Source organism: Paraburkholderia steynii, from assembly GCF_900100565.1.
GTDB lineage: Bacteria > Pseudomonadota > Gammaproteobacteria > Burkholderiales > Burkholderiaceae > Paraburkholderia > Paraburkholderia terrae.
In genome coordinates, this window is the sequence record NZ_FNDI01000029.1 from 71,847 (window position 1) to 97,200 (window position 25,354).

General features: G+C 62.9%; 23 protein-coding genes. 10 read left to right on the plus strand and 13 right to left on the minus strand.

All coding sequences use genetic code 11. The features are described from left to right. Positions 1-278: 278 nt before the first annotated feature. From BLT65_RS36740 to BLT65_RS36770, 7 genes are all read right to left on the minus strand, one after another. Entirely contained in the window at positions 279-995 is a 717-nt protein-coding gene (locus tag BLT65_RS36740) for an ABC transporter ATP-binding protein (protein WP_091787608.1), read from the minus strand. Further along, on the minus strand, positions 995-1,771 hold the full coding sequence (locus tag BLT65_RS36745) for an ABC transporter ATP-binding protein (protein WP_007586207.1): 777 nt from the start codon (positions 1,769-1,771) through the stop codon (positions 995-997). The genes BLT65_RS36740 and BLT65_RS36745 overlap by 1 nt, the downstream gene beginning before the upstream one ends. 19 nt (positions 1,772-1,790) lie before the next feature. After that, the gene (locus BLT65_RS36750; protein ID WP_042310465.1) at positions 1,791-2,960 is read right to left on the minus strand and encodes an ABC transporter permease subunit; all 1,170 of its coding nucleotides are present in this window, start codon (positions 2,958-2,960) and stop codon (positions 1,791-1,793) included. An 18-nt stretch (positions 2,961-2,978) separates the two neighbouring features. Continuing rightward, on the minus strand, positions 2,979-3,929 hold the full coding sequence (locus BLT65_RS36755; RefSeq protein ID WP_007586210.1) for a branched-chain amino acid ABC transporter permease: 951 nt from the start codon (positions 3,927-3,929) through the stop codon (positions 2,979-2,981). A 228-nt stretch (positions 3,930-4,157) separates the two neighbouring features. Next, positions 4,158-5,360, minus strand: coding sequence for a branched-chain amino acid ABC transporter substrate-binding protein (locus tag BLT65_RS36760; protein WP_091787614.1), 1,203 nt, complete (start codon positions 5,358-5,360; stop codon positions 4,158-4,160). Positions 5,361-5,899: 539 nt separating this feature from the next. Further along, positions 5,900-6,859, minus strand: coding sequence for a 4-hydroxy-3-methylbut-2-enyl diphosphate reductase (ispH, locus tag BLT65_RS36765; RefSeq protein ID WP_042310461.1), 960 nt, complete (start codon positions 6,857-6,859; stop codon positions 5,900-5,902). Between the two features lie 2 nt (positions 6,860-6,861). Beyond that, positions 6,862-7,317, minus strand: coding sequence for an FKBP-type peptidyl-prolyl cis-trans isomerase (locus BLT65_RS36770; protein ID WP_035987541.1), 456 nt, complete (start codon positions 7,315-7,317; stop codon positions 6,862-6,864). Positions 7,318-7,524: 207 nt separating this feature from the next. Between BLT65_RS36770 and radC the strand changes: the two genes are divergently transcribed. From radC to nadB, 4 genes are all read left to right on the plus strand, one after another. Next, the gene (gene radC / locus BLT65_RS36775; protein WP_420852463.1) at positions 7,525-8,235 is read left to right on the plus strand and encodes a RadC family protein; all 711 of its coding nucleotides are present in this window, start codon (positions 7,525-7,527) and stop codon (positions 8,233-8,235) included. Positions 8,236-8,490: 255 nt separating this feature from the next. Beyond that, positions 8,491-8,724, plus strand: coding sequence for a 50S ribosomal protein L28 (gene rpmB / locus BLT65_RS36780; RefSeq protein ID WP_007586227.1), 234 nt, complete (start codon positions 8,491-8,493; stop codon positions 8,722-8,724). Between the two features lie 10 nt (positions 8,725-8,734). Further along, the gene (gene rpmG / locus BLT65_RS36785; protein WP_007586229.1) at positions 8,735-8,902 is read left to right on the plus strand and encodes a 50S ribosomal protein L33; all 168 of its coding nucleotides are present in this window, start codon (positions 8,735-8,737) and stop codon (positions 8,900-8,902) included. A gap of 234 nt (positions 8,903-9,136) precedes the next feature. Continuing rightward, positions 9,137-10,735 carry an L-aspartate oxidase gene (gene nadB / locus BLT65_RS36790; protein ID WP_042310550.1) on the plus strand — a complete coding sequence of 533 codons (1,599 nt, stop codon included), beginning with the start codon at positions 9,137-9,139 and terminating at the stop codon, positions 10,733-10,735. Positions 10,736-10,818: 83 nt separating this feature from the next. Here the strand turns inward: nadB and nadC are convergent, their stop codons facing one another. The 6 genes from nadC to purN form a co-directional block, all read right to left on the minus strand. Beyond that, positions 10,819-11,721, minus strand: coding sequence for a carboxylating nicotinate-nucleotide diphosphorylase (gene nadC, locus BLT65_RS36795; RefSeq protein WP_091787620.1), 903 nt, complete (start codon positions 11,719-11,721; stop codon positions 10,819-10,821). Continuing rightward, entirely contained in the window at positions 11,721-12,851 is a 1,131-nt protein-coding gene (nadA, locus tag BLT65_RS36800) for a quinolinate synthase NadA (protein ID WP_091787623.1), read from the minus strand. Before nadA ends, nadC begins: the two co-directional genes overlap by 1 nt. A gap of 117 nt (positions 12,852-12,968) precedes the next feature. Further along, positions 12,969-14,165 (minus strand): DesA family fatty acid desaturase, encoded by a 1,197-nt coding sequence (locus BLT65_RS36805; protein ID WP_091787686.1) that lies wholly within the window; start codon positions 14,163-14,165, stop codon positions 12,969-12,971. Positions 14,166-14,370: 205 nt separating this feature from the next. Beyond that, entirely contained in the window at positions 14,371-15,726 is a 1,356-nt protein-coding gene (locus tag BLT65_RS36810; RefSeq protein ID WP_091787626.1) for a mechanosensitive ion channel family protein, read from the minus strand. Positions 15,727-15,823: 97 nt separating this feature from the next. Then, entirely contained in the window at positions 15,824-17,083 is a 1,260-nt protein-coding gene (locus tag BLT65_RS36815; protein ID WP_042310450.1) for an RsmB/NOP family class I SAM-dependent RNA methyltransferase, read from the minus strand. Beyond that, entirely contained in the window at positions 17,080-17,745 is a 666-nt protein-coding gene (gene purN, locus BLT65_RS36820; protein WP_091787629.1) for a phosphoribosylglycinamide formyltransferase, read from the minus strand. The genes BLT65_RS36815 and purN overlap by 4 nt, the downstream gene beginning before the upstream one ends. A gap of 118 nt (positions 17,746-17,863) precedes the next feature. On the opposite strand from purN, the gene BLT65_RS36825 reads away from it, so the two are divergent. The 6 genes from BLT65_RS36825 to dut all read left to right on the plus strand — a co-directional run bounded on the left by BLT65_RS36825 (position 17,864) and on the right by dut (position 25,292). Beyond that, positions 17,864-18,856: a bifunctional riboflavin kinase/FAD synthetase gene (locus BLT65_RS36825; RefSeq protein WP_042310446.1), complete on the plus strand. Its 993-nt coding sequence runs from the start codon at positions 17,864-17,866 to the stop codon at positions 18,854-18,856. Between the two features lie 176 nt (positions 18,857-19,032). Next, positions 19,033-21,870 carry an isoleucine--tRNA ligase gene (ileS, locus tag BLT65_RS36830; RefSeq protein WP_091787631.1) on the plus strand — a complete coding sequence of 946 codons (2,838 nt, stop codon included), beginning with the start codon at positions 19,033-19,035 and terminating at the stop codon, positions 21,868-21,870. Continuing rightward, positions 21,870-22,370 carry a signal peptidase II gene (lspA, locus tag BLT65_RS36835; RefSeq protein WP_091787634.1) on the plus strand — a complete coding sequence of 167 codons (501 nt, stop codon included), beginning with the start codon at positions 21,870-21,872 and terminating at the stop codon, positions 22,368-22,370. Before ileS ends, lspA begins: the two co-directional genes overlap by 1 nt. Before the next feature lie 121 nt (positions 22,371-22,491). Then, positions 22,492-23,703, plus strand: coding sequence for a bifunctional phosphopantothenoylcysteine decarboxylase/phosphopantothenate--cysteine ligase CoaBC (gene coaBC, locus BLT65_RS36840; protein ID WP_091787637.1), 1,212 nt, complete (start codon positions 22,492-22,494; stop codon positions 23,701-23,703). A gap of 73 nt (positions 23,704-23,776) precedes the next feature. Then, the gene (locus BLT65_RS36845) at positions 23,777-24,781 is read left to right on the plus strand and encodes an LLM class flavin-dependent oxidoreductase (protein WP_091787640.1); all 1,005 of its coding nucleotides are present in this window, start codon (positions 23,777-23,779) and stop codon (positions 24,779-24,781) included. Positions 24,782-24,845: 64 nt separating this feature from the next. After that, positions 24,846-25,292 carry a dUTP diphosphatase gene (gene dut / locus BLT65_RS36850; protein ID WP_035986177.1) on the plus strand — a complete coding sequence of 149 codons (447 nt, stop codon included), beginning with the start codon at positions 24,846-24,848 and terminating at the stop codon, positions 25,290-25,292. Positions 25,293-25,354 lie beyond the last annotated feature (62 nt).

The window sequence follows — 25,354 nt, forward strand, 5'->3', positions numbered from 1 at the left end:
CGGTTTGAGCCGCTTTCTTTTGCCTACTTTTCTTTGCGGCGGCAAAGAAAAGTAGGTGCCGCCCCGCACAGGGGCGACGCTTGAAGCGCGCTAACAAAACGCGGATGCCAGCGCAAAGGCCAAAAACACCAAACGGCAACGCATGAAGCACGAAGGCAACCCGCGGGTGCCAGTGCAAAGACGAAGTCAAAACCAAAACCCAAGAGACAAAACAAAAAAGGCCACACGCCTGAACGTGCAGCCCTTCCCGTTAAAACAAAAAAACCCAACCGCGAGAGTTACTCGCCGAGATACGCAGCCCGCACCTTCGGATCATGAAGCATCTGCTTGGCGTCGCCAGACATGGTGACAGTACCTGAATCCATCACATACCCGCGATCCGCAGCCTGCAAGGCAAGTCGAGCATTCTGCTCAACGAGCATCACGGTGATGCCTTCCTTCGAAATCTCGCGCACGACTTCGAAGATCTTCTCGACCATGATCGGCGAAAGCCCCATCGACGGCTCGTCGAGCAGCAGCAGCTTCGGCTTCGAGATCACAGCGCGCGCCATCGCCAGCATCTGCTGTTCACCACCCGAAAGCGTACCGGCCAGCTGCGTCGCACGCTCCTTCAGACGAGGAAAGAACCCGAACATCCGCTCGACGTCCTTCTTGATCCCTTCGTTATCGGTACGCAGATAAGCACCCATCTGCATATTCTCGACAATCGACATACGCGCGAAGATCCCGCGCCCTTCCGGCACCATCGCGAGACCACGCTTCAGAAGCTCGTGCGCCGGCACGCCCTTGATCGACTGGCCCATGTACTCGATATCACCGGCCGAATAAGGCTTCAGGCCCGTAATAGCCTTCATGGTCGTCGTCTTGCCCGCGCCATTCGCGCCGATCAGCGTAACGAGTTCGCCCTGCGCGATCTCCAGGTCAACACCCTTGACGGCCTGAATGCCGCCATAGTTGACCTGCAGGCCCTTGATTTTCAACATTGCCGTAGCCATCAGTGGACCCCCGCACCCAAATAAGCCTCGATCACCTTCGGGTCCTTCTGCACGTCGTGCGGCAGACCTTCAGCGATCACCTTGCCATAGTCGAGCACTGTCATCCGGTTGCACAGGCCCATCACCAGTTTCACGTCGTGCTCGATCAGCAGGATCGTCTTGCCGTCCGCGCGGATCTTGTCGAGCAGCTTCGTCAGCTCGACCTTCTCCGTTGCGTTCATGCCGGCAGCCGGTTCGTCGAGCGCGAGCAACTTCGGATCGGTCGCAAGCGCGCGCGCGATTTCCAGACGGCGCTGGTGACCGTACGACAGGTTACGCGACGTGTAGTCCGCGTACTGCAGCACGCCGACGTATTCGAGCAGTTCCAGCGCGCGTTCCTTGATCTCGCGCTCTTCCTTGCGCTCAGCCGGCGTCTGGAACACGGCGCCCAGCAGACCGTGCTTCGTACGCACGTGACGGCCGACCATCACGTTTTCCAGCGCAGTCATGCCGCCGAACAGACGGATGTTCTGGAACGTCCGCGCGATGCCCGCCTTCGCCACCTGATACACAGCCGTCGGCGTGTACGGCGTGCCGTCGAGCTTGAACTCGCCCGAGTCCGGCGTGTAGAGACCAGTAATCACGTTGAAGAACGTGGTCTTGCCAGCGCCGTTCGGGCCGATCAGACCGTAAATCGTGCCTTCTTCGATCTGAAGGCCGACATCCGACAGTGCCTGCAGACCGCCGAAGCGCTTGTTCACGCCCTTCACGGACAGACGGATTTGTTTGTCGCTCATGTTTTCTGCTCCCTGTCCGTTAAGCGCGCACCGGCTTCTTGTTGCTGCGCTTGGCAATCTTCGCGATCTTGTCCTCGTGCTTCGGCGACGGCCACAGGCCTTCCGAGCGGTACAGCATGATCAGCACCATCGCGAGTGCGTAGACGAGCTGACGGATCACTTCCGTGTCGACGACTTCGTGACCGAAGATCAGGTGTTGCAGCGGACCCATCGTCGAGCGCAGGAATTCCGGCAGCACGGCGAGCAGCACCGCGCCGAGAATCACGCCCGGAATGTGGCCCATGCCGCCCAGCACCACGGCCGCCAGCACGACGATCGATTCCGGCAGCGTGAACGATTCCGGCGACACGAAGCCCTGGAACATGCCGAACATCGAGCCCGACAGGCCGCCAAACGACGCGCCCATCGCGAACGCGAGCAGCTTCACGTCACGGGTGTTGATGCCCATCGCCTTCGCGGCGATTTCGTCTTCGCGGATCGCGGCCCATGCACGGCCGATACGCGAGTGCTGCAGACGCGTACACACCCAGATCACGAATAGCGCACACAGCACGAACACGTAGTAGTACGAGTACACCGACGGAATCGTCAGGCCGAACAGCGAGTGCGACTGCGAGAGGCTGAAATCGCCGAGATGAACGGGGTCGATGCCCGTGATGCCCTTCGGGCCGTTCGTGATGTTCGCCGGACGGTCGAGGTTGTTCAGGAAGATCCGGACGATTTCCCCGAAGCCCAACGTCACAATGGCAAGGTAGTCGCCACGCAGACGCAGCGTCGGCGCACCGAGAATCACACCGAAGAACGCAGCGACTGCCATTGCGCACGGCACAATGATCCAGAACGGCATGTGCAGGCCGCCCGGCGCGAGATGTGCGATCCATTCGAACTGGCTCGTCAGGTGCGGCGAGGACAGCAACGCTGCCGTGTACGCGCCCACCGCGTAGAACGCGATGTAACCCAGGTCCAGCAGGCCGGCAAAGCCGACCACCACGTTGAGACCCAGCGCGAGCATCACATACAGCATCGCGAAGTCGAGCACGCGGACCCAGTAGTTGCCGCCGGCGGTGCCGATGACGAAGGGCGCGGCGATCACGAACACAGCGGTGATGATGCCCACCGTCAGCGTCTTCGTCAGGTTCCGTTCAGGGATGAGCGTCGTGGACGGCTCGATCGGTTGAATTGAGGTCATTGTATTTGCTCCTTTCCCTTACGCGCGGTCCGCGACACGTTCGCCAAGCAGGCCCGACGGACGGAACACCAGCACGATGATCAGCACGATGAATGCAAACACGTCCTGGTAGTTACTGCCGAATACGCCACCCGTGAGGTTGCCGATATAGCCGGCACCCAGCTGTTCGATCAGACCGAGAATCACGCCGCCGACCATCGCGCCGCCGAGATTGCCGATACCGCCGAGCACGGCCGCCGTGAACGCCTTCAGGCCGGGAATGAAGCCCATGTAGAAGTGCGCGTTGCCGTATTCCGACGCGATCATCACGCCCGCCAGCGCCGCCAGCGCCGAGCCGATCATGAAGGTCGCCGAGATCACGAAGTTCGGGTTCACGCCCATCAGCGAGGCGACACTCGGGTTCTCGGCGATCGCGCGCATTGCGCGGCCGAGCTTCGTCCTGTGCACGAGGAGCAGCAGGCCCGCCATCACGAGGAACGCGACGACGATGATCACGATTTCAGTCATCGAGATCACGGCGCCCGGCGTCGTATCGGTGGCCTTGATCACGTTCAGCGGATCGGTCGGCAAGAGCTGCGGGAACGGCAGCGGGTTGCGCGACCAGATCATCATCGCGAGCGTCTGCAGCAGGATCGACACGCCGATCGCGGTGATCAGCGGGGCGAGACGCGGTGCCTTGCGCAATGGCCGGTACGCCACGCGCTCGATCGTGTAGCCCACCGCCGCGCAGACGATGGCCGCTATGACCAGCGCGATACACAGCGTCGGTATATTGCCGAGACCGGGGAAATGATTCTGCAATACCCCGATACAGGACAGGGCAACCATCGCCCCCACCATCAGGATGTCGCCGTGCGCGAAGTTGATGATGCCGAGAATGCCGTACACCATCGTGTAGCCCAGTGCGATGATGGCGTAGACGCTGCCAAGCACCAGTCCGTTGAGAACCTGCTGGATGAAAATATCCATTTAATGCTCCTTAGCCCGTGCGACTGGATTCGCGCTCTTCATTTGCCGGTTGGCACTGATGCTTCACGCAAATCGCAACGGCACTGCGGGTACTGATGTAAAAGACCGGTAAGGGTTATCTTCGTCGAGCGTCTGTAGCCACCGGGTTGCAGCGGCCCGCGCGCTCGACGCGGATGCAAAAACGGCACCGTCGGATGGTCCGGTGCCGTCAGGCTGTACGTCCCGTCATTACATCTTCACGACGTCGAGGACCGCTTTCTTGCCGTCCTTGAAGTCGTAAAGCGTAATTGCGCCTTCTTTCAGGTCGCCCTTGTCGTCGAATGCGATGTGACCGATTACACCTGTGTAGTCAGTCGAGGGCATCGCAGCGAGCACCTTGGGCGGCTCGATCGAATTGGCGCGCTTCATTGCGTCGACGATCACGTATACAGCGTCATACGTGAACGGCGCGTAAATCTGCACCGGCGTGTGGAAGCGTGCGTCGTACTTCTTTTCGAAGTCCGCTCCCCTTTCCATCTTCGAAAGCGCAAGACCTGCTTCCGAACACACGAGGTTCTGAACGGCACTGCCCGCCAGCTCCCCTACCTTGTCGGTACACACGCCGTCGCCGCCAAGGATTTTTGCCCTGATTCCGAGCGCCGCCGCCTGTTTCGTGAACGGCCCGCCCGTTGCATCCATGCCGCCGAACATGATGGCGTCCGGCTGGGCACTTTTAATCTTTGTGAGGATGGCCCGGAAATCCGTGGCCCGGTCATTGGTCGCCTCGCGCGCGACGATCTTCGCGCCGCCCGCCTCCGCCGTCTTGGCGAATTCGTCAGCAAGACCCTTGCCATACGCAGTCGCGTCGTCGACCACGGCGATCCGTTTCGCGCCGAGTGACTTCGTCGCGTAGTTCGCCAGCGCCGGACCTTGCTGCGCATCGGTCGCGACGACCCGGTAGGTCGTCTTGAAGCCCTGCCGCGTATAGGCCGGATTCGTCGAGGATGGCGATATCTGCACAATGCCCGCGTCGCTATATATCTTCGAGGCCGGAATCGACACACCCGAATTCAGGTGCCCGACTACGGCAACTACATGATCGTCCACCAGCTTCTGCGCGACCTGCGTGCCCGTTTTCGGATCGCCCGCATCGTCCTGCGCGTCGAGTTGCAACTGGATCTTGCGGCCGTCGATGGTCAACCCCTGCGTATTGATCTCTTCAATAGCGAGACGCGCCCCGTTTTCATTGTCCTTGCCCAGATGTGCAATGCCGCCCGTCAATGGGGCCGCATGACCGATCTTCACGACAGTCACTTCGCTTGCGCTCGCCGCCGACGCTGCCACCGCTGCCGACGCACTCTTGTCCGCCTCGCCTTCGTTCTTTTTGCTGCACGCGGTCAACATCGCAACCGCGGCCGCGATGGACACGGCACAAGCAAACTTGACTCGCATTAAATAGGTCTCCTGCGCCTTGCTAAATCTGGCGTTCCGAGGCGCTCAAGCCCTGAGAACGCGCGCATTGTAACTCCAATTTTGCGACGGGCAATATTGTTGGAGGCGCAGGGTTTTCCTGCATTGCAACCGTGCTGCGAGGCCCTTATCGGCCGATCATCGCAACCTGGTTGCGCCAGTTTTTCGTGCATCAGTTGCACCACTGCTGACGCCTTGCAGCATCAGATGTTGCAGAGATTTCGCTGCGAGCCCGATGCTGCGGACTTCGGCATATCTATCTGTCTCAATAATATGTTAGTCGTCAAATGCACCGTATTTGTGCAATTGTTCGCGCATCAACGCAATTGTCTGGTGAAAAACGGGGCGCGATCGGTCTCATGCACCCAAATTACGCCCTGAAAAACAAAAAGAATGTTCGCCTCGACACCGTCCCTGGTTTGTTTTTCGGTGATATGGCACCGTTTTTATGACGATTTGCGAGGTGCGAAGGCAATAAAAAAGCGCGCCCGCGGCGCGCTTTTTTGGTTGGGGACAGGTCTTCAGGCGGGCAAACCGAGCCCGCGTGGCAGCGGAAACGCAATGTTTTCCTCGATGCCTTCCAGCGCGCGCACATTGCGCACGCCCAGTTCGCGCAGACGGCCGATCACGGCCTGAGCCAGTGCTTCCGGCGCCGACGCGCCCGCCGTCACGCCGATGCGGCGCTTGTCGGCGACCCACGCGGGGTCGATCTGATCCGGCGAGTCAACCATATAGGAAGGCACGCCGAGCTTTTCGGCCAGTTCGCGCAGCCGGTTGGAGTTCGAGCTGTTCGGGCTGCCGACGACGATCACCACATCGCACTGCGGCGCCATGAACTTGACGGCGTCCTGGCGGTTTTGCGTCGCGTAGCAGATGTCCTGCTTCTTCGGTTCCTTGACGTTCGGATACTTCGCCTTCAGCGCGGCAATGATCTGCGCGGCGTCGTCCACCGACAGCGTGGTTTGCGTCACGTACGCGATGCGATCAGGGTCGGCAAGCTGCAGCGCCTGCACGTCCGCGATATCTTCGACGAGATACATGCCTTCGGCCGTCTGCCCCATCGTCCCTTCGACTTCGGGGTGACCCTTGTGGCCGATCATGATGATGTCGAAGCCTTCGGCGCGCATCTTCGCGACTTCGATATGCACCTTGGTGACGAGCGGACAGGTCGCGTCGTACACGCGCAGGCCGCGCTCGTCGGCTTCGGCCCGCACTGCCTTCGACACGCCGTGCGCACTGAAGATCACCGTGCTGCCCGACGGCACTTCTTCCAGTTGCTCGATGAAGATCGCGCCTTTCTTGCGCAGGTCTTCGACGACATACGCGTTATGAACGATTTCATGACGCACGTAGATCGGCGAACCGTACAGCTTGATGGCGCGTTCGACGATCTCGATCGCCCGATCGACGCCGGCGCAGAATCCGCGCGGCTGCGCAAGCAGGATTTCAGCTTCGGCGAGAGTCGTGTCCGTGATGCTCATGTTTACAGGATCCCGATGATTTTGACTTCGAACGTCAGCGCCTGGCCGGCGAGCGGATGGTTGAAATCGAAGAGAGCCGAAGTTTCACCCACTTCCTTCAGCACGCCGGCATAGCGACCGCCGCCCGGCGCATTGAATTCGACGAGATCGCCGGGAGAAAAATCCTCGCCGATCATCGCGTTTTCGCGCAGCGTGGCCAGCGACACGCGCTGGATCAGCTCCGGGTTGCGCGGGCCGAATCCCTGACCCGGCTCTAGCTGAAAGGTCGAATGGTGGCCCACCTTCAATCCCAGCAGAATGTCTTCCAGCGGCGGCGCCAACTGGCCCGCGCCCAGCAGCAACGTAGCGGGTTTGTCGTTGAAGGTGCTGACGATCTCGGCGCCATCGGCAAGCGAAAGCCGGTAGTGAAGTGTGACGTGCGAACCGGGTTTCACTTCGGAGATGTCGATGATGCTCATGCGGTACTCGTTCGGTCGTGGCGCGCGGCGCACAAACGCAGCGGCGCGGGTCGCGCGCATGGCGTGCCCGAGCCATGCCGGGGGCGCCGTGCGCAAAGGATCTATTGTAAGCCACATATCCCGAGCCGGCTGGAACGTTGCTGCGCGGCGCGTCGTCACCGCACCATCCAGAATTCGAAGGACATTGCCATGAACGACACGATAGTCATGCCGCGCCCGGCGGTAGAAAGGCCTCCGATACGCCGTCCGCAGCCCGCGTGGCCGACGCGCGACATGCCGCGCGAGCGGCTGCTCGAGGCTGGACCGGCGGCGCTCTCCGAAACCGAACTGGTCGCGCTCGTCCTCGGCTCCGGACTACCCGGCCACAATGTCTTCGACGTCGCGCGCTCGCTGCTGGAGCGCTTCGGCTCGTTGCGCGCGATGCTCGACGCGACGCCCGAAGACTTCGACGGCGTGCGCGGCGTGGGCCCGGCCAAGCGCGCACAATTGCTGGCGATCATGGAGATGGCGCGGCGCGCGCTCGCGGAAAAGATGCGCGAGCGTCCGCTGATCGACTCGCCCGAAGCCGTCGAGGACTATTTGCGGCTGTTGATCGGCTCGCGGCCGTACGAGGTGTTCATCTGCCTCTTTCTCGACACGCGGCACCGGCTGATCCGTTCGGAAGAAAACTCGCGCGGCTCGCTCACGCGCATGGCCGTATACCCGCGCGAGATCGTTCGGCGCACGCTGTCGGTCAATGCGGCGAGCCTGATCGTCGCGCATAATCACCCGTCCGGCGCCGTCAAGCCGAGCGCCAGCGACCGCCAACTCACGCGCGTGCTGCGCGACACCCTCGCTCTGATCGACGTGCAACTGATCGACCATCTGGTGATCGGCGCGAACGAGACGTTTTCTTTCGCCCGCGCGGGCTGGCCATGAGCCTCAGCGCAATGAGCACACGGCAGAAAAGGCGCGGGCGGCGTTGCGCGGCTGCCCTGTCCGTCGCAAATAAGGTTTGATATTTCGGCTTTTTTTCTGCTAGAATTTCGGTTTGCCTCTTTCCAACCCCTGTTCCGAAGCCTCAAGGCCTTTCCGGAAAGCGAGAGATTAAGTCGGCTACGGCTTGGTTCTTATGTTTTCCCGGGAAACTTCACGGCGTTCCGAACTCAGAATTAGCGTATTAGGAGTGCTCTCATGGCACGCGTATGCCAAGTAACTGGGAAAGCGCCGATGAGCGGCAACAACGTTTCCCACGCGAACAACAAGACCAAGCGTCGTTTTCTTCCGAACCTGCAGAACCGCCGTTTCTGGGTTGAAAGCGAAAACCGTTGGGTGCGCCTCCGCGTTTCGAACGCCGGCCTGCGCCTGATCGACAAGAACGGTATCGACACCGTGCTCGCAGATCTGCGCGCACGTGGCGAAGCCTAAGGAGTAAATCATGGCCAAGGGCGCACGCGACAAGATCAAGCTGGAATCGACCGCTGGTACGGGTCACTTCTACACGACCACGAAGAACAAGCGCAACATGCCGGAAAAGATGGAGATCATGAAGTTCGATCCCGTCGTCCGCAAGCATGTGGCGTACAAGGAAACGAAGATCAAGTAATCAGGTCTTCTTCCTGTCGAAAAAGCCCCGCACCATGCGGGGCTTTTTGTTTTCCGGCTACCGGCTTCGCGGTAGCCCTGTTCGCAATCCTCCCCTCTTCCGGCGCGCGCAATAGCCTACGCCGTTCGGTCAGCTTTTCCTCGACGGTTTCAACGCGTATGCTGTTCGGTTTCCCAATCGAACGGTCTAGGCGGCGCATGCCGCACCGGCCGCGCAATACGACGGAGAGAGGAGATGAATTTCGATGTAGCGATTGTCGGCAGCGGACTGGCCGGTTTGAGTGTCGCGCTGAATCTCGCGCAGACGCGGCGCGTCGCCGTGATCGCCAAGCGTTCGCTGACGGATGGCGCCAGCGACTGGGCGCAAGGCGGCATCGCCGCCGTGCTCGATTCGGCCGATAGCGTCGAGAACCACGTCGACGACACGTTGATCGCCGGCGGCGGCTTGTGCGATGAAGCGGCGACGCGCTTTATCGTCGAGCATGGCCGCGAGGCGATCCAGTGGCTGATCGACCAGGGCGTGCCATTCACCAAGGACGATGCCGCGGAGCTCGGCTTCCACCTGACGCGCGAAGGCGGCCACAGCCATCGACGCATCATCCACGCCGCCGATGCCACGGGCCACGCCGTCGTCGCGACGCTGAGCGAGCGCGTGCGGCAGCATCCGAACATCACGCTGCTCGAAGACCACTACGCGATCGACCTGATCACCTCGGACCGGCTCGGCCTGCCGGGACGTCGCTGTCACGGCCTGTACGCGCTAGACCTCGCTAGCGGCCGCACTGTCACCATCGAGGCGCCACATACCGTGCTCGCCACGGGCGGCGCGGGCAAGGTCTACCTGTACACGACCAACCCCGACACCGCGACGGGCGACGGCATCGCAATGGCCTGGCGGGCCGGTTGCCGCGTATCGAACATGGAGTTCATCCAGTTTCACCCAACGTGTCTGTTTCACCCTTACGCCAAGTCCTTCCTGATCTCAGAGGCTGTGAGAGGAGAAGGTGGCATTCTTAAGCTGCCCGACGGCACGCGCTTCATGCCGGCTCACGACGAACGCGCCGAACTGGCGCCGCGCGATATCGTTGCACGTGCGATCGACTTCGAGATCAAGAAGCGCGGTATCGACTGCGTGTATCTCGACATCAGCCATCAACCGCCGGAATTCCTGCGCGAACACTTCCCGACCATTCTTGCGCGCTGCCTCGAGTTCGGCATCGACATCACGAAAGAGCCGATTCCCGTCGTGCCCGCGGCGCACTACACGTGCGGCGGCGTCGTCACGGATCTCGCCGGGCGCACGGATCTTGCCGGGCTTTACGCTGTCGGTGAAACGTCGTGTACCGGCCTGCACGGCGCGAACCGGCTCGCGAGCAATTCGCTGCTGGAGTGCCTCGTGATCGGCCGCTCGGCCGCGCAAGCGATCGAAGAAGAAGGTTTCGGCGCGGCCGTGCATGCGCCGCTGCCCGATTGGGACGAGAGCCGCGTGTCCGATCCCGACGAGGAAGTGGTCGTCGCGCACAACTGGGACGAACTGCGCCGCCTGATGTGGAATTACGTCGGCATCGTGCGGACGGACAAGCGGCTCGCGCGCGCGAAACACCGGCTGACGTTGCTGCGCGACGAAATCCACGAGTACTACGCGAACTTCAAGGTGAGCCGCGATTTGCTGGAGCTGCGCAATCTCGTCGATGTGGCGTCGCTGATCGTCGAAGGCGCGCGTTCGCGGCGCGAGAGCCGCGGACTGCACTACAGCCGTGACTGGCCGAACCCGCTGCCCAAGGCGCTGCCCACCGTGCTTTCGCCGGAGCGCGTGCCGAACCGCAACGTGTAGCCGTCGCGCGACGCGCATGAAAAAAGGCCATCGCCAGCCTGACTGGCGATGGCCTTTTGCTTGAGTCGTTTAGCTGGGGCGTATCAAACGATGCGCATTGAGAAGTCCGTCGCCCGCACGTCCTTGGTCAACGACCCAACCGACACGCGATCGACGCCCGTCTCGGCAATCTGCCGGATCGTATCGAAGTTCACGCCACCGGACACTTCGAGCACCGCGCGCCCTGCCGTGATCCGCACGGCGTCGCGCATCATGTCGAACGAGAAGTTGTCGAGCAGAATCGACTGCGCGCCATGCGCGAGCGCGGATTCCAGCTGTTCGAGCGTTTCGACTTCGATCTGGATCGACACACCCGCATTCAGTGCGAGCGCCGCCTGCATCGCCGCGCCGACGCCGCCCGCCGCCGCGATGTGATTCTCCTTGATCAGGATGCCGTCGTAGAGCGCGAGACGCTGGTTTGCGCCGCCGCCCACGCGCACCGCGTACTTCTGCGCGAGACGCAGGCCGGGCAGCGTCTTGCGCGTATCGAGCACGCGTGCATGCGTATGCGCGATCGCATCGGCGAACTTGCGCGTCGCGCTCGCCACGCCGGACAGCATCTGCAGAAAGTTGAGGCCGTTGCGTTCAGCCGTCAGCAGCGAGCGCGCCGGGCCCCGCAGCGTACACACCACGGAATCCGCCGCCATGCTGTCACCCTCGCGATAACGCCATTGCACGTCGATGCGTGGATCGACGCGGCGCATCACTTCGTTGAACCACGGCACGCCGCACAGCACCGCCGCCTCACGCACGATGATGCGCGCATCGCGCATTTCGTCAGCGGGAACGAGCAGGCCAGTGAGATCGCCGCTGCCGACGTCTTCCGCAAGCGCATCGCTGACGTTGCGCGCGATCGCCGCAGCAAACGCTTCGCCGTACTGCGCCTCGATTTCCGCAAAGAGTGGCGATACCGCGTCCTTCGGCTCCAGTTGGTCATTCGCGCCCATCAAACGGCTCCAACGTTAGAGAACAGCGCCGTATCGCGCGCGAGATCGCCGCTCGCCTGCACGCGCTTCTTGTGACGCGCAGCGAAATCGAGCATCCGGTCGATCGGCAAACGCGCGCGCTCGCCGAGCGACGGGTCGACGAAAATTTCGTTGTGGCCGCGCTCCAGCACATCCGCGAGATTGCGCAAGCCGTTCATTGCCATCCACGGACAATGCGCGCAGCTCTTGCACGTCGCGCTGTTGCCGGCCGTGGGCGCTTCGATGAAGGTCTTGCCAGGCGCCGCGAGCCGCATCTTGTGCAGGATGCCGAGGTCCGTCGCGACAATGAAGTGTGTCGCGTTGCTGTTCTTCGCGGCGTCGATCAGTTGCGTCGTCGAGCCGACCACATCTGCCTGCGCAACCACGCTTTCCGGCGACTCAGGATGCACGAGCACTTTCGCGTCCGGATATTCGGCGCGCAGCAGATCGAGCTCGACGCCCTTGAATTCGTCGTGAACGAGACACGAGCCTTGCCACAGCAGCATGTCGGCGCCCGTCTTCTTCTGGATATAGCTGCCCAGGTGACGGTCCGGCGCCCAGATGATCTTTTCGCCGCGAGCGTGAAGATCCGCGACGATTTCCAGCCCGATCGACGACGTAACCATCCAGTCGGCTCGCGCCTTCACCGCGGCACTCGTATTCGCGTAGACGACGACAGTGCGGTCCGGATGCGCATCGCAGAAAGCGGAAAATTCGTCGACAGGACAGCCCAGATCGAGCGAACAGGTCGCGTCCAGATCGGGCATCAGAATGCGCTTGTTCGGGCTGAGAATCTTCGCGGTTTCGCCCATGAATCGCACGCCAGCAACGACCAGCGTTTGCGCGTCGTGATCGCGTCCGAAGCGCGCCATTTCAAGCGAGTCGGCCACGCAACCGCCTGTCTCATCCGCGAGTTCCTGCAGTTCCGGATCGACGTAGTAGTGCGCAACGAGCACCGCTTTTTCACGCTTGAGCAAGCCGCGAATACGCTCCTTCAGCGCGAGCCGTTCCTGCGTCGACGGTGCGTCGGGCACCTTCGCCCAAGCCTGCCCCACACCGCAGGTCGCGCCCTGCGGACGGTCATACTCGACGCTCCTGATCGCCTGATTCATGATCTCCTCTGCCCTGCTGATTCTGCCGCCGACTGCCATTTCGGCGGCCCAAAAAGAAAAACCCCGCCAACGCGGGGTTTTGTGACGTAACGAAAGTTTAATAGATTTCGTCGCGTGTCAGGCGTAGCGCCGCAGGCGCATCGCAAATTCCTGCAGGGCCTTGATGCCGCTTTGTTCAGCGCGATGACACCAATCTTGCAATTGCACCAGCAGTTGTTCGCGCGATGCGTTCGAACGCTCCCACATTGCGGCCAGTTCATTGCGCAACTCGATATAGGTGCGCAATTTCTGGCTGTTGGCGAAAATCTGCGGCAACTGACGACGCTGCGGCTCGTCCAGACCCGCCTCTTCCTTATGGAACCAGCCACGCGCGCCGCGCATAACTTGATACTTTTCGCGCGCGCCCACTTCCTTCAGATGCGCCAGTTCCTGACGGTAAGCGCGCTTGATCGCCTTCGCGTAAGTCGCCATCACTTCATAGCGGTTCGCGAGCACGGCTTGCAGCGTGTCCTGATCGAGCACGAGCTTGCCCGTGGTCAGACGCGGCGTCGGTGCAATCTTCTTCACCTTCGCAAGACGGAACGCTGACATGATACGGATGTACATCCAGCCGATATCGAACTCGTACCACTTGTTCGACAGCTTCGCCGACGTCGCGTACGTGTGGTGGTTGTTGTGCAGCTCTTCGCCGCCGATGATGATGCCCCACGGGATCAGATTCGTGCTCGCATCCGACGAGTTGAAGTTGCGATAACCCCAGAAGTGTCCGAGACCGTTGACGACGCCCGCCGCCCAGAACGGGATCCAGATCATCTGCACGGCCCACACGCTCAGACCGACGATGCCGAACAGCGTGACGTCGACGACCATCATGATGCTCACGCCGAGGATCGGGTACTTCGTGTACACGTTGCGCTCGATCCAATCATTCGGCGTGCCGTGGCTAAACTTGCGCATCGTTTCTTCATTCTTCGCTTCGGTGCGATACAGCTCCGCGCCTTCGAGCAGCACCTTCCAGATGCCGCGCGTCTGCGGGCTGTGCGGATCTTCTTCCGTCTCGCACTTCGCGTGGTGCTTGCGGTGAATCGCAGCCCACTGGCCCGTGAGCATGCCCGTGGTCATCCACAGCCAGAAGCGGAAGAAGTGCGCCGCAACGGGATGCAGATCCAGCGCACGGTGCGCCTGGCAGCGGTGCAGATAGACAGTGACGCCAATGATCGTGACGTGCGTGACGGCGAGCGTCCACAACACGATTTGCCACCACGAGAAACGCAGTGCGCCGTGGGCAAGGAAATCAAGCAAGGAATTCAACAAGGCCATTTACCTAGGAACGGAAGACATTCGCAGAAGGATACAACGGCGGATGTCAAGAAAGTGAAAGCAACGAGTTATTTACGACGATATTCTACGCGAACGGTTCCAAGTATCTGTAACAAATAAGGAAATTGTTGTGCTGCATCAACCGGTTGCCGCTGAAAAAGGGGCGAAATCCGGCTGGATGCCCCCGCAAAGACCCGTTTCAGGCGGCACTGCCCGATTCGTTCGCGACGTGCCCGGTCATTGTTACCGCCTGCGACATGATGTCGCTGGAGCCGGCGACGATGCGCACTTCGCGTTGCGCATACGGGATCGCGATGCCGTTCTCCGAAAAGAGCCGCCAGATGTTGCGATTCACGTTCGAGCGCACGGCGGACGTGCCCGTCGCTGCGTCCTGAATCCAGTATCCGAGTTCGAGATTGATGCCGTCAGGCCCGAAGCCCGCCAGATAAGGAGTCGGCGCCGGTTCCTGCAGCACGCGGTCGACACCCTGGGTGGCCTCGATGAGCAGCGCCATCGCCTTTTCGACATCGGTCGAATACGAGATCTGGAGCGTCGCCTTGGCGTTACCGCGCGTCAGGTACGACGATTGGTTCTGCACGACGTCGGTGATGAGCTTTTCGTTCGGAACCAGCGTTTCGATCCCGTCGAGCCCGCGCACCACCGTATAGCGCGTGCGGATCTGCGTGACCATGCCTTGCAGGCCGCTCACGTTGATCGTGTCGCCGATGCGCAGCGACCGGTCGATCAGGATGATGAAGCCCGACACGTAGTTGCTCGCGATCTTCTGCAGACCGAAACCAAGGCCCACGCCGAGCGCGCCGCCGAATACACCGAGCACCGTGATATCGATGCCGACTAGCGACAGGCTGATCAGCACCGCCCCCAGTATCAGCAGCGCCCGGCCGACGCGAGACAGCACCACTTTCAGGTTCGCGTCGAGTGCGCCCGAGCGCATCAGCCGGTCTTCGAGTGCCGCGCCGAGCCACATCGCGACGATCATCGTCACGCAGACCCACAGCAGCCCGGATAGCAGCGACAACAGCGTCACATGTGTGTTGGCGATCCTGAACTGCACGCTCGCCATCCACTTGAGCACGTCGTTCTGGATGCCCATTACGGTCAGCACCATGCCGATCCAGACGATCAGCGACACGACCTTTTCGACCAGCGACAGCCACGTATGCGCGCTGTCATCGCGGCCGAACACGCGCCGCGCGAGATAGAACACGATGTAGATCAGCCCGATGCCGAACAGCGGCACCAGCGCGAGGTCGAGCAGCGACGTGTGAATGAACTGCCCGGCGATGGCCCGCGCGATCCACACGAGCACGCCGCCCAGCAGCGGAAAGAGCGCGCGGTTGAGCGCCTCGGCGCCGAAACGCAGCGCGCCATAACGCGTTTCGCGCTTCGCATCGAGCGCGCGGCGCATAAGTCGCGCGAGCAGATACGCGAGCGCCAGCGTGCCGAGCAGCACGCCGACCTGCCAAAGAATCACGGGCTGGCCGAAGTCGCGCACGACGTCGCCCAGCATGTGGAAGAAGAGATGGTTTTGCATGATGTTTCCAGCGGCTGGCGTTTCCAGCGGCCGGCGCGGCGCTCACACAGCGCGCGCCGGCCAGACCGGTCAAGCCCGGCCGTTCGCGTGGCAGGCCTTAGCCGCGGCGTTCCAGCACGGCCGCGAAGAAGCCGTCCGTCGCATGACGATGCGGCCAAAGCGACAGGTAATCGCCCATTTCCAGTTCGATGCGCTGCTCAGCGAGCACGTCGCGCGCGGGCACGAGCACGAAATCCGGGTGATCGGCGAGAAACTGCTGCACGACGCCTTCGTTTTCCGCATCGAGGATACTGCACGTCGCGTAGACGAGGCGGCCGCCCTTCTTCACGAGACGCGCGGCGCTCGTCAGGATGGACAACTGCTTCGGCGTCAGTTCCGCGATCGATTCCGGCGATTGGCGCCATTTCAGATCGGGATTGCGGCGCAGTGTGCCGAGGCCGCTGCACGGCGCATCGACCAGCACGCGGTCGATCTTGCCCGCCAGCCGCTTGATCTTCGCGTCGTGTTCGCTGTCGATCAACACCGGATTCACGTTCGACAGCCCGCTGCGCGCGAGGCGCGGCTTGAGCTTCGCGAGGCGCCGGTCGGAGATGTCGAAGGCATAGAGACGGCCCGTCGAGCGCATCATCGCGCCGAGCGCCAGCGTCTTGCCGCCCGCGCCCGCGCAAAAGTCGACGATCATCTCGCCGCGCTTGGGCGCGACCAGCGAGCACAGCAACTGGCTGCCCTCGTCCTGCACTTCGAGCCAACCGTCCTGGAACGCGTCGAGCTTGGTGAGCGGCGGCTTGCCGACCACGCGGACGCCGAACGGCGCGAACGGCGTCGCGCCTGCCTCGATACCCGCCTTCGACAGCGCGGACAGCACTTCGTCGCGGCTCGCCTTGATCGGGTTCGCGCGCAGGTCGAGCGGCGCCGGGTAGTTCAACGAGGCGGCGAGGTGCGCGAGTTCTTCGGCTTCGAAGCGCTTGCTGAGCGCCTGGTAGATCCAGTCGGGCAGATTCAGACGGGTGCGCAGCGGCAAGCTCTGCGGATCGATCTTCGCCACGTGTTCGAGCCACGCGTTCTCGGCATCCGACATGAACGGCTTCAATGCCGTGCGACCCGCCGTCTGCATCAGTCCGAGCAGCGTGAGGCGCCGGGCAGGACTGCCCGTGCCGCCTTCCGCGAGATGCGCAAACTCCATCCGGCGACGCAGCACCGCGAATACCGCTTCCGCGATCACGCCGCGCTCGCCGTGGCCGAGCTTCGGATGCGCGCGGAAAAAGCGGCTGGTTGCGGCATCGGCGGGGCCGGTGAACTTGAGGACCTCGGCGAGCAGTGTCTCGGTTTGTCCAATCAAAAATCCATGCAGTTTCATTCGCCCTCCCTGGCGGTGTTCTGGCTTGTTGTGTCAAGGAAGAGCCATTGAGGCTCAGGTGGCGTCACGGTGACGCGCAGGCCGTCGACGGCAATACGCCCTTCGACGAACCAGCGCACTGCGCGCGGATAAATAACATGTTCGGTGTCGAGCACGCGCGCAGCGAGCGTCGCGGCATCGTCGCCCGCCAGAATGGGCACGGCCGACTGCAGCACGATCGGCCCGTGATCGAGCGTCGGCGTGACGAAATGCACCGACGCGCCGTGCAGCCGCACGCCGGCGTCGAGCGCCTGCTGGTGCGTCTTGAGGCCCGGAAAGCTCGGCAGCAGCGACGGATGCACGTTGATCATGCGACCCGCGTAACGATCGACGAATGCGTCGGTCAGCACGCGCATGAAGCCGGCAAGCACGACGAGATCGGGCGCGAAGCCGTCGATTTCGCGCGCAAGCGCGGCGTCGAAGCTGTCGCGGTCGGGAAACTGGCGGTGGTCGACGACCTTTGTGGCAATACCTTGCGACGCCGCGAATTCAAGCCCCGCGGCATCAGGACGGTTGGCAATCACGGCGGCGATACGTGCCGGCCAGCCTTCGCTCGCACAGGCGCGCACGATGGCTTCCATGTTGCTGCCCCGTCCGGAAATCAGAATGACGAGATTTTTCATTTGCGGATTTTATCATTCGGCCAGGCCCCGATCCGCGCGCCGGCGCCGTGTGGCGCCCTGTGCGTTTATAATCGATTGTTTTGCGGCATCCGGCCCGCTCAAATCCTACGCCTCTATCGTGAGAGTCTTCCGCGGTCTTCCCAATGCCGAAAGCCGTGCGCCGTGCGCACTGACCATCGGCAACTTCGACGGTGTCCACCGCGGGCATCAGGCGTTGCTCGCCCGCGTCCGCGCGGCCGCTGACGCGCGCGGCCTGCCCGTCTGCGTGATGACCTTCGAGCCGCATCCGCGCGAGTTCTTCAATCCCGCCAGCGCGCCGCCGCGCATCGCGATGCTGCGCGACAAGCTCGAAGCGCTGCGCATGAACGGCGTCGACCGCGTGGTCGTCGAGCACTTCAACCACACGTTCGCGAGCCAGTCGCCGGATACGTTCGTCCAGCGGATCATCGTCAACGGCTTGCATGCGCGTTGGGTGATGATCGGCGACGACTTCCGCTACGGCGCGAAACGCGCGGGCGATTTCGCGTCGCTGAAGGCGGCGGGCGAAGAGTACGGCTTCGAGGTCGAGCAGATGGCGACCGTCGCCGATCCGTCCGGCGCGCGCATTTCGAGTTCCGGCGTGCGCACGTCGCTGATCGCGGGCGACCTCGACGCGGCGCGCGCCGCGCTCGGCCGCGACTATCTGATCAGCGGTCACGTCGTACACGGTCTGAAGCTCGGCCGCGACCTTGGTTTTCCCACGCTGAATCTGCCTATCGCGCACAAGCGTCCCGCGCTGTCAGGCATTTTCATCGTGCGCGTGCATGGCATCGCAGACCAGCCGCTGCCGGGCGTCGCGAGCCTCGGCTTGCGCCCCACCGTCGACGACTCCGGCCGCGTGTTGCTCGAAGTGCATCTGCTCGACTGGCATGGCGACGCGTACGGCAAGCTCGTGCGCGTCGAGTTTCTGAAGAAGCTGCGCGACGAAGAAAAGTTCGTCGATCTCGAAACGCTGACGGCCGCGATCGCGCGCGACGTCACAAACGCCCGCGCATGGTTCGAGGCAATCGGCGACGCGCCGGGCAGCCGTTCCACTGGTTTCGCCACGTCGGCCACCGATCGAATTAGATGACCGTTGCGGTACGTGCGCAGCGCTTGCGCGAACCACGTACCGTCCGCCGCGCATCGACGGGCGCCGCACGCAGCATGTGCAACGGCCCGCGTCGTGCGCGACGCAGGGCGCCGCACGGCGCCAACCAGGTCTTCGCGCATGCCGCGCCCTAACACCGTATTCACCGCTACCTCACCATGAGCAACAAGAAAGCCGATTCGAAACCGCAGGCCCGATATCCCGTCAACCTGCTGGACACGCCCTTCCCGATGCGCGGTGACCTGCCCAAGCGCGAGCCGCAATGGGTAAAGGACTGGCAGGAGCGCAAAGTCTACGAGCAGATCCGCGCCGCCTCCAAAGGCCGCAAGAAGTTCATCCTGCACGACGGCCCGCCGTATGCGAACGGCGACATCCACCTCGGCCACGCGGTGAACAAGATCCTGAAGGACATGATCGTCAAGGCGCGCAACATGGCGGGCTTCGACGCTGTCTACGTGCCCGGCTGGGACTGTCACGGCATGCCGATCGAAATCCAGATCGAAAAGCAGTTCGGCAAGTCGCTGCCCGCCGCCGAAGTGATGCAGAAGGCGCGCGCCTACGCGACCGAACAGATCGAAAAGCAGAAGGCCGGCTTCCGCCGTCTGGGCGTGCTCGGCGACTGGGACAACCCGTACAAGACGATGAACTTCGCGAACGAAGCGGGCGAAATCCGCGCACTCGCGAAGATCATCGAAAAGGGTTACGTATTCCGCGGCCTGAAGCCGGTGAACTGGTGCTTCGACTGCGGCTCGGCGCTGGCGGAAGCGGAAGTCGAGTACAAGGACAAGACCGACCCGACCATCGACGTGCTGTTCACGTTCGCCGAGCCCGAAAAGACTGCGCAGGCGTTCGGGCTCGCGTCGCTGCCGCGCAACGAAGGCGGCATCGTGATCTGGACGACCACGCCGTGGACGATCCCCGCGAACCAGGCGCTCAACGTACACCCGGAGATCGTGTACGCGCTCGTCGATACGCCGCGCGGCCTGCTGATCCTCGCTGAGGAGCGCGTCGAAGACTGCCTGAAGTCGTACGGTGTCGAAGGCAAGGTCATCGCGACGGCGCTGGGCGCGAAGCTCGCGAACCTGCGCTTCACGCATCCGCTCGCGTCCGCGCATCCGTCGTACAAGCGCACGTCGCCCGTCTATCTCGGCGACTACGTGACGACGGAAACGGGTACGGGCATCGTCCACTCGTCGCCCGCGTACGGCGTCGAAGACTTTATTTCGTGCAAGGCGCACGGCATGGCCGACTCGGACATCATCAGCCCGGTGATGGGCGATGGCCGCTATATCGAATCGCTCGCGCTGTTCGGCGGCCTGTCGATCTGGGACGCGAACCCGAAGATCGTCGAAGCGCTCGACGAAGCGAACACGCTGCTGCGTACCGAAAAGTACCTGCACAGCTACATGCACTGCTGGCGCCACAAGACGCCGATCATCTATCGCGCCACGTCGCAGTGGTTCGCCGGCATGGACATCAAGCCTAACGACACCGACAAGACGCTGCGCGAAACGGCGCTCGAAGGCATCGAAGCGACGGCGTTCTATCCGTCGTGGGGCAAGCAGCGCCTGTTCGCGATGATCGCGAACCGTCCCGACTGGACGCTGTCGCGTCAGCGTCAGTGGGGCGTGCCGATGGCATTCTTCGTCCACAAGGAAACGGGCGAACTGCATCCGCGCACGCTCGAACTGCTCGAAGAAGTCGCGAAGCGCGTCGAAGTGTCGGGTATCGAAGCCTGGCAAACGCTCGATCCGCGCGAGCTGATCGGCGACGACGCGAACATGTATGAAAAGAACCGCGACACGCTCGACGTGTGGTTCGATTCGGGCACGACGCACTGGCATGTGCTGCGCGGCTCGCACAAGGACGAACTGCAGTTCCCGGCGGATCTGTACCTCGAAGGCTCGGACCAGCACCGCGGCTGGTTCCACTCGTCGCTGCTGACGGCGTCGATGCTCGATGGCCGTCCGCCGTACAACGCGCTGCTCACGCACGGCTTCACCGTCGACGGCGAAGGCCGCAAGATGTCGAAGTCGCTCGGCAACGGTATCGATCCGCATGAAGTCGCGAACCGTCTGGGCGCGGAAATCATCCGTCTGTGGATCGCATCGACCGATTATTCGGGCGAACTGGCGATCTCGGAGGAAATCCTGAAGCGCGTGACGGAAAGCTATCGACGCATCCGCAACACGCTGCGCTTCCTGCTCGCGAACCTGTCGGACTTCGACTTCGAGAAGAACGCGCGCCCCGTCAGCGAGTGGCTGGAGATCGACCGTTATGCGGTCGCGCTCACGGCCAACCTGCAAGCGGACATCCTGTCGAACTACGACAAGTACGAGTTCCACCCGGTCGTCGCGAAGCTGCAGACGTTCTGCTCGGAAGACCTGGGCGGCTTCTACCTCGACGTGCTGAAGGACCGCCTGTACACGACGGCGCCCGATTCGAACGCGCGCCGCTCGGCGCAGACCGCGCTGTATCACATCGCGCACGGCCTGCTGCGCCTGATGGCGCCGTTCATGTCGTTCACGGCCGAGGAAGCGTGGAAGGTGTTCCAGCCGAACAGCGAGACGATCTTCACGGAGACGTACCACGCTTATCCGGAAGTGCCCGACGCATCGACGCTGCTCGACAAGTGGACGCTCTTGCGCGCGGTGCGCAGCGACGTGACGAAGGCGCTGGAAGAAGCGCGCGTCGCGAACCAGATCGGTTCGTCGCTGCAGGCGGAAGTCGAAATCCGGGCGAGCGGCGCGCGTCACGATGCGCTCGCGAGCCTCGGCGCCGACCTGAAGTTCGTGCTGATCACATCGGGCGCGACGGTCGTGAAGGTCGACAGCGAAGCGGAAGAAGGCGTCGACGTGATCACCTCGAAGTATCTGAAGTGCGAACGCTGCTGGCACTATCGCAAGGAAGTTGGCGAAAACGCCGAGCATCCCACGCTCTGCGGCCGCTGCATCAGCAATCTGTTCGGCAACGGCGAAACGAGGAGCGCGGCATAATGTCCAGAACGCTGTCGAAACCGGCGGGCGGATCGCTCGCGCCGTGGCTGGGTGTCGCGGTGATCGTGATCCTGTTCGACCAGTTGACGAAGATCGCGGTGGCGAAGGTGTTCGCGTACGGCTCGTCGCATGCCATCACGCCGTTCTTCAACCTCGTGCTCGTCTACAACCGCGGCGCAGCGTTCAGCTTTCTCGCGATGGCGGGTGGCTGGCAGCGCTGGGCATTCACGGCGCTCGGCGTCGCGGCGGCGCTTCTGATCTGCTATCTGCTCAAGCGCCACGGCACGCAGCGGCTGTTCTGCGCGGCGCTCGCGCTGATCATGGGTGGCGCGATCGGCAACGTGATCGACCGCCTTGTGTACGGGCACGTGATCGACTTCCTCGATTTCCATGTCGGCACGTGGCACTGGCCGGCGTTCAATCTCGCGGACAGCGCGATCACGATCGGCGCGGCGCTGCTGGTATTCGACGAACTACGGCGCGTGCGCGGCGCGCGCTGACATAACAACGGGCGGTGTGCGGCGCAGTGATGCACCGCATACACCGCTCACGCAGTCTTGCAGTACGAAGCCGGCGCGCTTCACCGATGCGCCGGCCATCACGTCTTGTCGGAGGCATCAGTTGGCCACAGAACTCGCCGGAAAACACATCGTCCTCGGCATGACAGGCGGGATCGCCTGCTACAAGATCGCTGAACTCACGCGTCTGCTGGTCAAGGCGGGCGCGACCGTCCAGATCGCGATGACGGAAGCAGCGACGCAGTTCATCACGCCCGTCACGATGCAGGCACTCTCCGGCCGCCCGGTCTTCACGAGCCAGTGGGACGCGCGCATCGCGAACAACATGCCGCACATTGATCTGTCGCGCGAAGCCGACGCGATCGTGATCGCCCCCGCCTCCACCGATTTCCTCGCCAAGCTCGCACACGGCCTGTGCGACGACCTGCTGTCCACGTTATGCATCGCGCGTGATTGCCCGCTGCTGGTCGTGCCCGCCATGAACCGTCAGATGTGGATGAACCCGGCGACGCAGCGCAACGTCGCGCAGTTGCGCGCAGACGGCATCGAACTGCTCGGCCCGGACTCGGGCGCGCAGGCGTGCGGCGAAGTCGGCGACGGGCGCATGCTCGAACCGGAAGCCGTCTATGAGGCGATCGCCTCGTTCTTCACGCCGAAGGTGCTGGCGGGCCGCCGCGTGCTGCTGACGGCAGGCCCGACCTTCGAGCCGCTCGATCCCGTGCGCGGCATCACCAACCGTTCGAGCGGCAAGATGGGCTTCGCGCTTGCGCGCGCGGCGCAGCAAGCCGGCGCGGAGGTGCATCTCGTCGCGGGCCCGGTTGGTCTGGACACGCCGTGGGGCGTCTATCGCGAGGACGTGCAGACGGCGCAGCAGATGCACGACGCCGTGATGCGCGCGGTGCCCGACTACGACATCTTCATCGGCGTGGCGGCCGTCGCCGACTGGCGCGTCGATCACGTCGCCGAACACAAGATCAAGAAGACAGCCGATCACGCGATTCCGTCGTTCGCGTTCGTCGAGAATCCGGACATTCTGGCTTCCGTCGCGAAGCTGCCGCATCCACCGTTCTGCGTCGGCTTCGCAGCGGAAAGCGGCGATCTCGACGTACACGGCGAGGAGAAACGCAAACGCAAGAAAGTGCCGCTCTTGATCGGCAACCTCGGCCCGCAGACGTTCGGGCTCGACGACAACGAAGTCGTGCTGTTTGAAGCCGCCGGCACGACAAAGCTTCCGCGCGCGGACAAGCAGACGCTCGCGCGCGCGCTGATTGCGGAAATCGCAAAGCGCCTGCCGGATGCGAGCGTGATCGGTTGAGCGCGTCGCGCTCGTTGCCACAGTGAACCGCCACGCCCGAATGCAATCCTTCAGCTAACGCCATGGTGCTGTCATGACCCTGCTCTCCGTCCTCGACCAGACACCCGTGATAGACGGGCATACCGTGGCCGACGCGATCGCCGCGACGGTCGAACTCGCGCAACTCGCCGACGACCTCGGCTACACGCGCTACTGGTGCGCCGAACATCACGGGCTGTACGGCGTGTCGAACCCCTGCCCGGAAGTGATGCTCGCCCGCATTGGCAGCGTGACGAAACGCATCCGCATCGGCTCGGGCGGCATCATGCTGCCGTACTACAGCCCGTTCAAGGTCGCCGAGCAATTCCTGATGCTCGAGGCGCTGTTTCCGAACCGCGTCGATCTGGGCGTCGGGCGCGCGCCGGGAGGCGACATGCGCACCGCGCAGGCGGTCGCGGCGGGCGACTACAATCGCGGCGAACTGTTTCCGCAGCAGGTCGCCGATCTCGTCGCGCTGATGAGCGGCACTCTGCCGTCCGATCATCTCGCGCACGGCGTGCTGCTACAGCCGCAAGTGGAAACTCGCCCGCAACTGTGGGTACTCGGCTCCAGTGATTTCGGCGGCATGCTGGCCGCGCAACTGGGTATCCGCTTTTCATTCGCGCATTTCATCAATGCGCATTTCGGGCATGCTGTCGCGCACGCGTATCGCGAGCGCTTCAGGCCTGGCAACGAGCAGAAGCCGTATCTCGCAGCCGCTGTGTTCGTGATCTGCGCAGACACGGAACAGGAAGCCGCGGACCTCGAAAAAGCTGTCGATCTGCGCCGCGTGCAGATGGCCTATGGACTGAACGAGCGGGTCCCTTCCATCGCACAAGGGCTCGCGCAGGAATACGGCGAGCGCGAGCGGCTGATCATCGACCGGGAAAAGCCGCGCAGCATCGTCGGCACACCGGAGTCCGTCACGGAACGGCTGCACGCATTGCAGGAACAGTTCGACGCCGATGAACTGATCGTGCTGTCGGTCACGGGCAGCTATCGCGCGCGGCTGCGCTCGTATGAACTGCTTGCCGACGCGTTTGAACTCGGCAAGTCATGAATCGATCACGGCGGTCCGTCGCCATGACGCGCGCCGCCACTTCTTCAACCTCTCTCCGAACTGCATGAAACTCGACCTGAAGATTCTCGACCCGCGCATGCGCGAACAACTTCCCGCCTACGCCACGCCGGGCAGCGCGGGCCTCGACCTGCGCGCGTGCCTCGATGCGCCGCTGACGCTCGAACCCGGTCAAACGGCGCTCGTGCCGACCGGCCTCGCGATCCACGTAGCCGATCCCGGCTATGCCGCGCTGATCCTGCCGCGCTCGGGCATGGGTCACAAGCACGGTATCGTGCTCGGCAATCTGGTCGGCCTGATCGACTCGGACTACCAGGGCCAGCTGATGATCTCGACGTGGAACCGCGGTACGACCACGTTCACGCTGAATCCGATGGAACGCCTCGCGCAGCTGGTGATCGTGCCCGTCGTGCAGGCGACGTTCAATATCGTCGACGAGTTCGAGACGAGCGATCGTGGTGAGGGCGGGTTCGGCAGCACCGGCAAACACTGAGGCAGCGCTCAGTTTCTGTTGCGCGAGCATCAAATAAAAACGGCGTGGGTTTCGAAACCCAC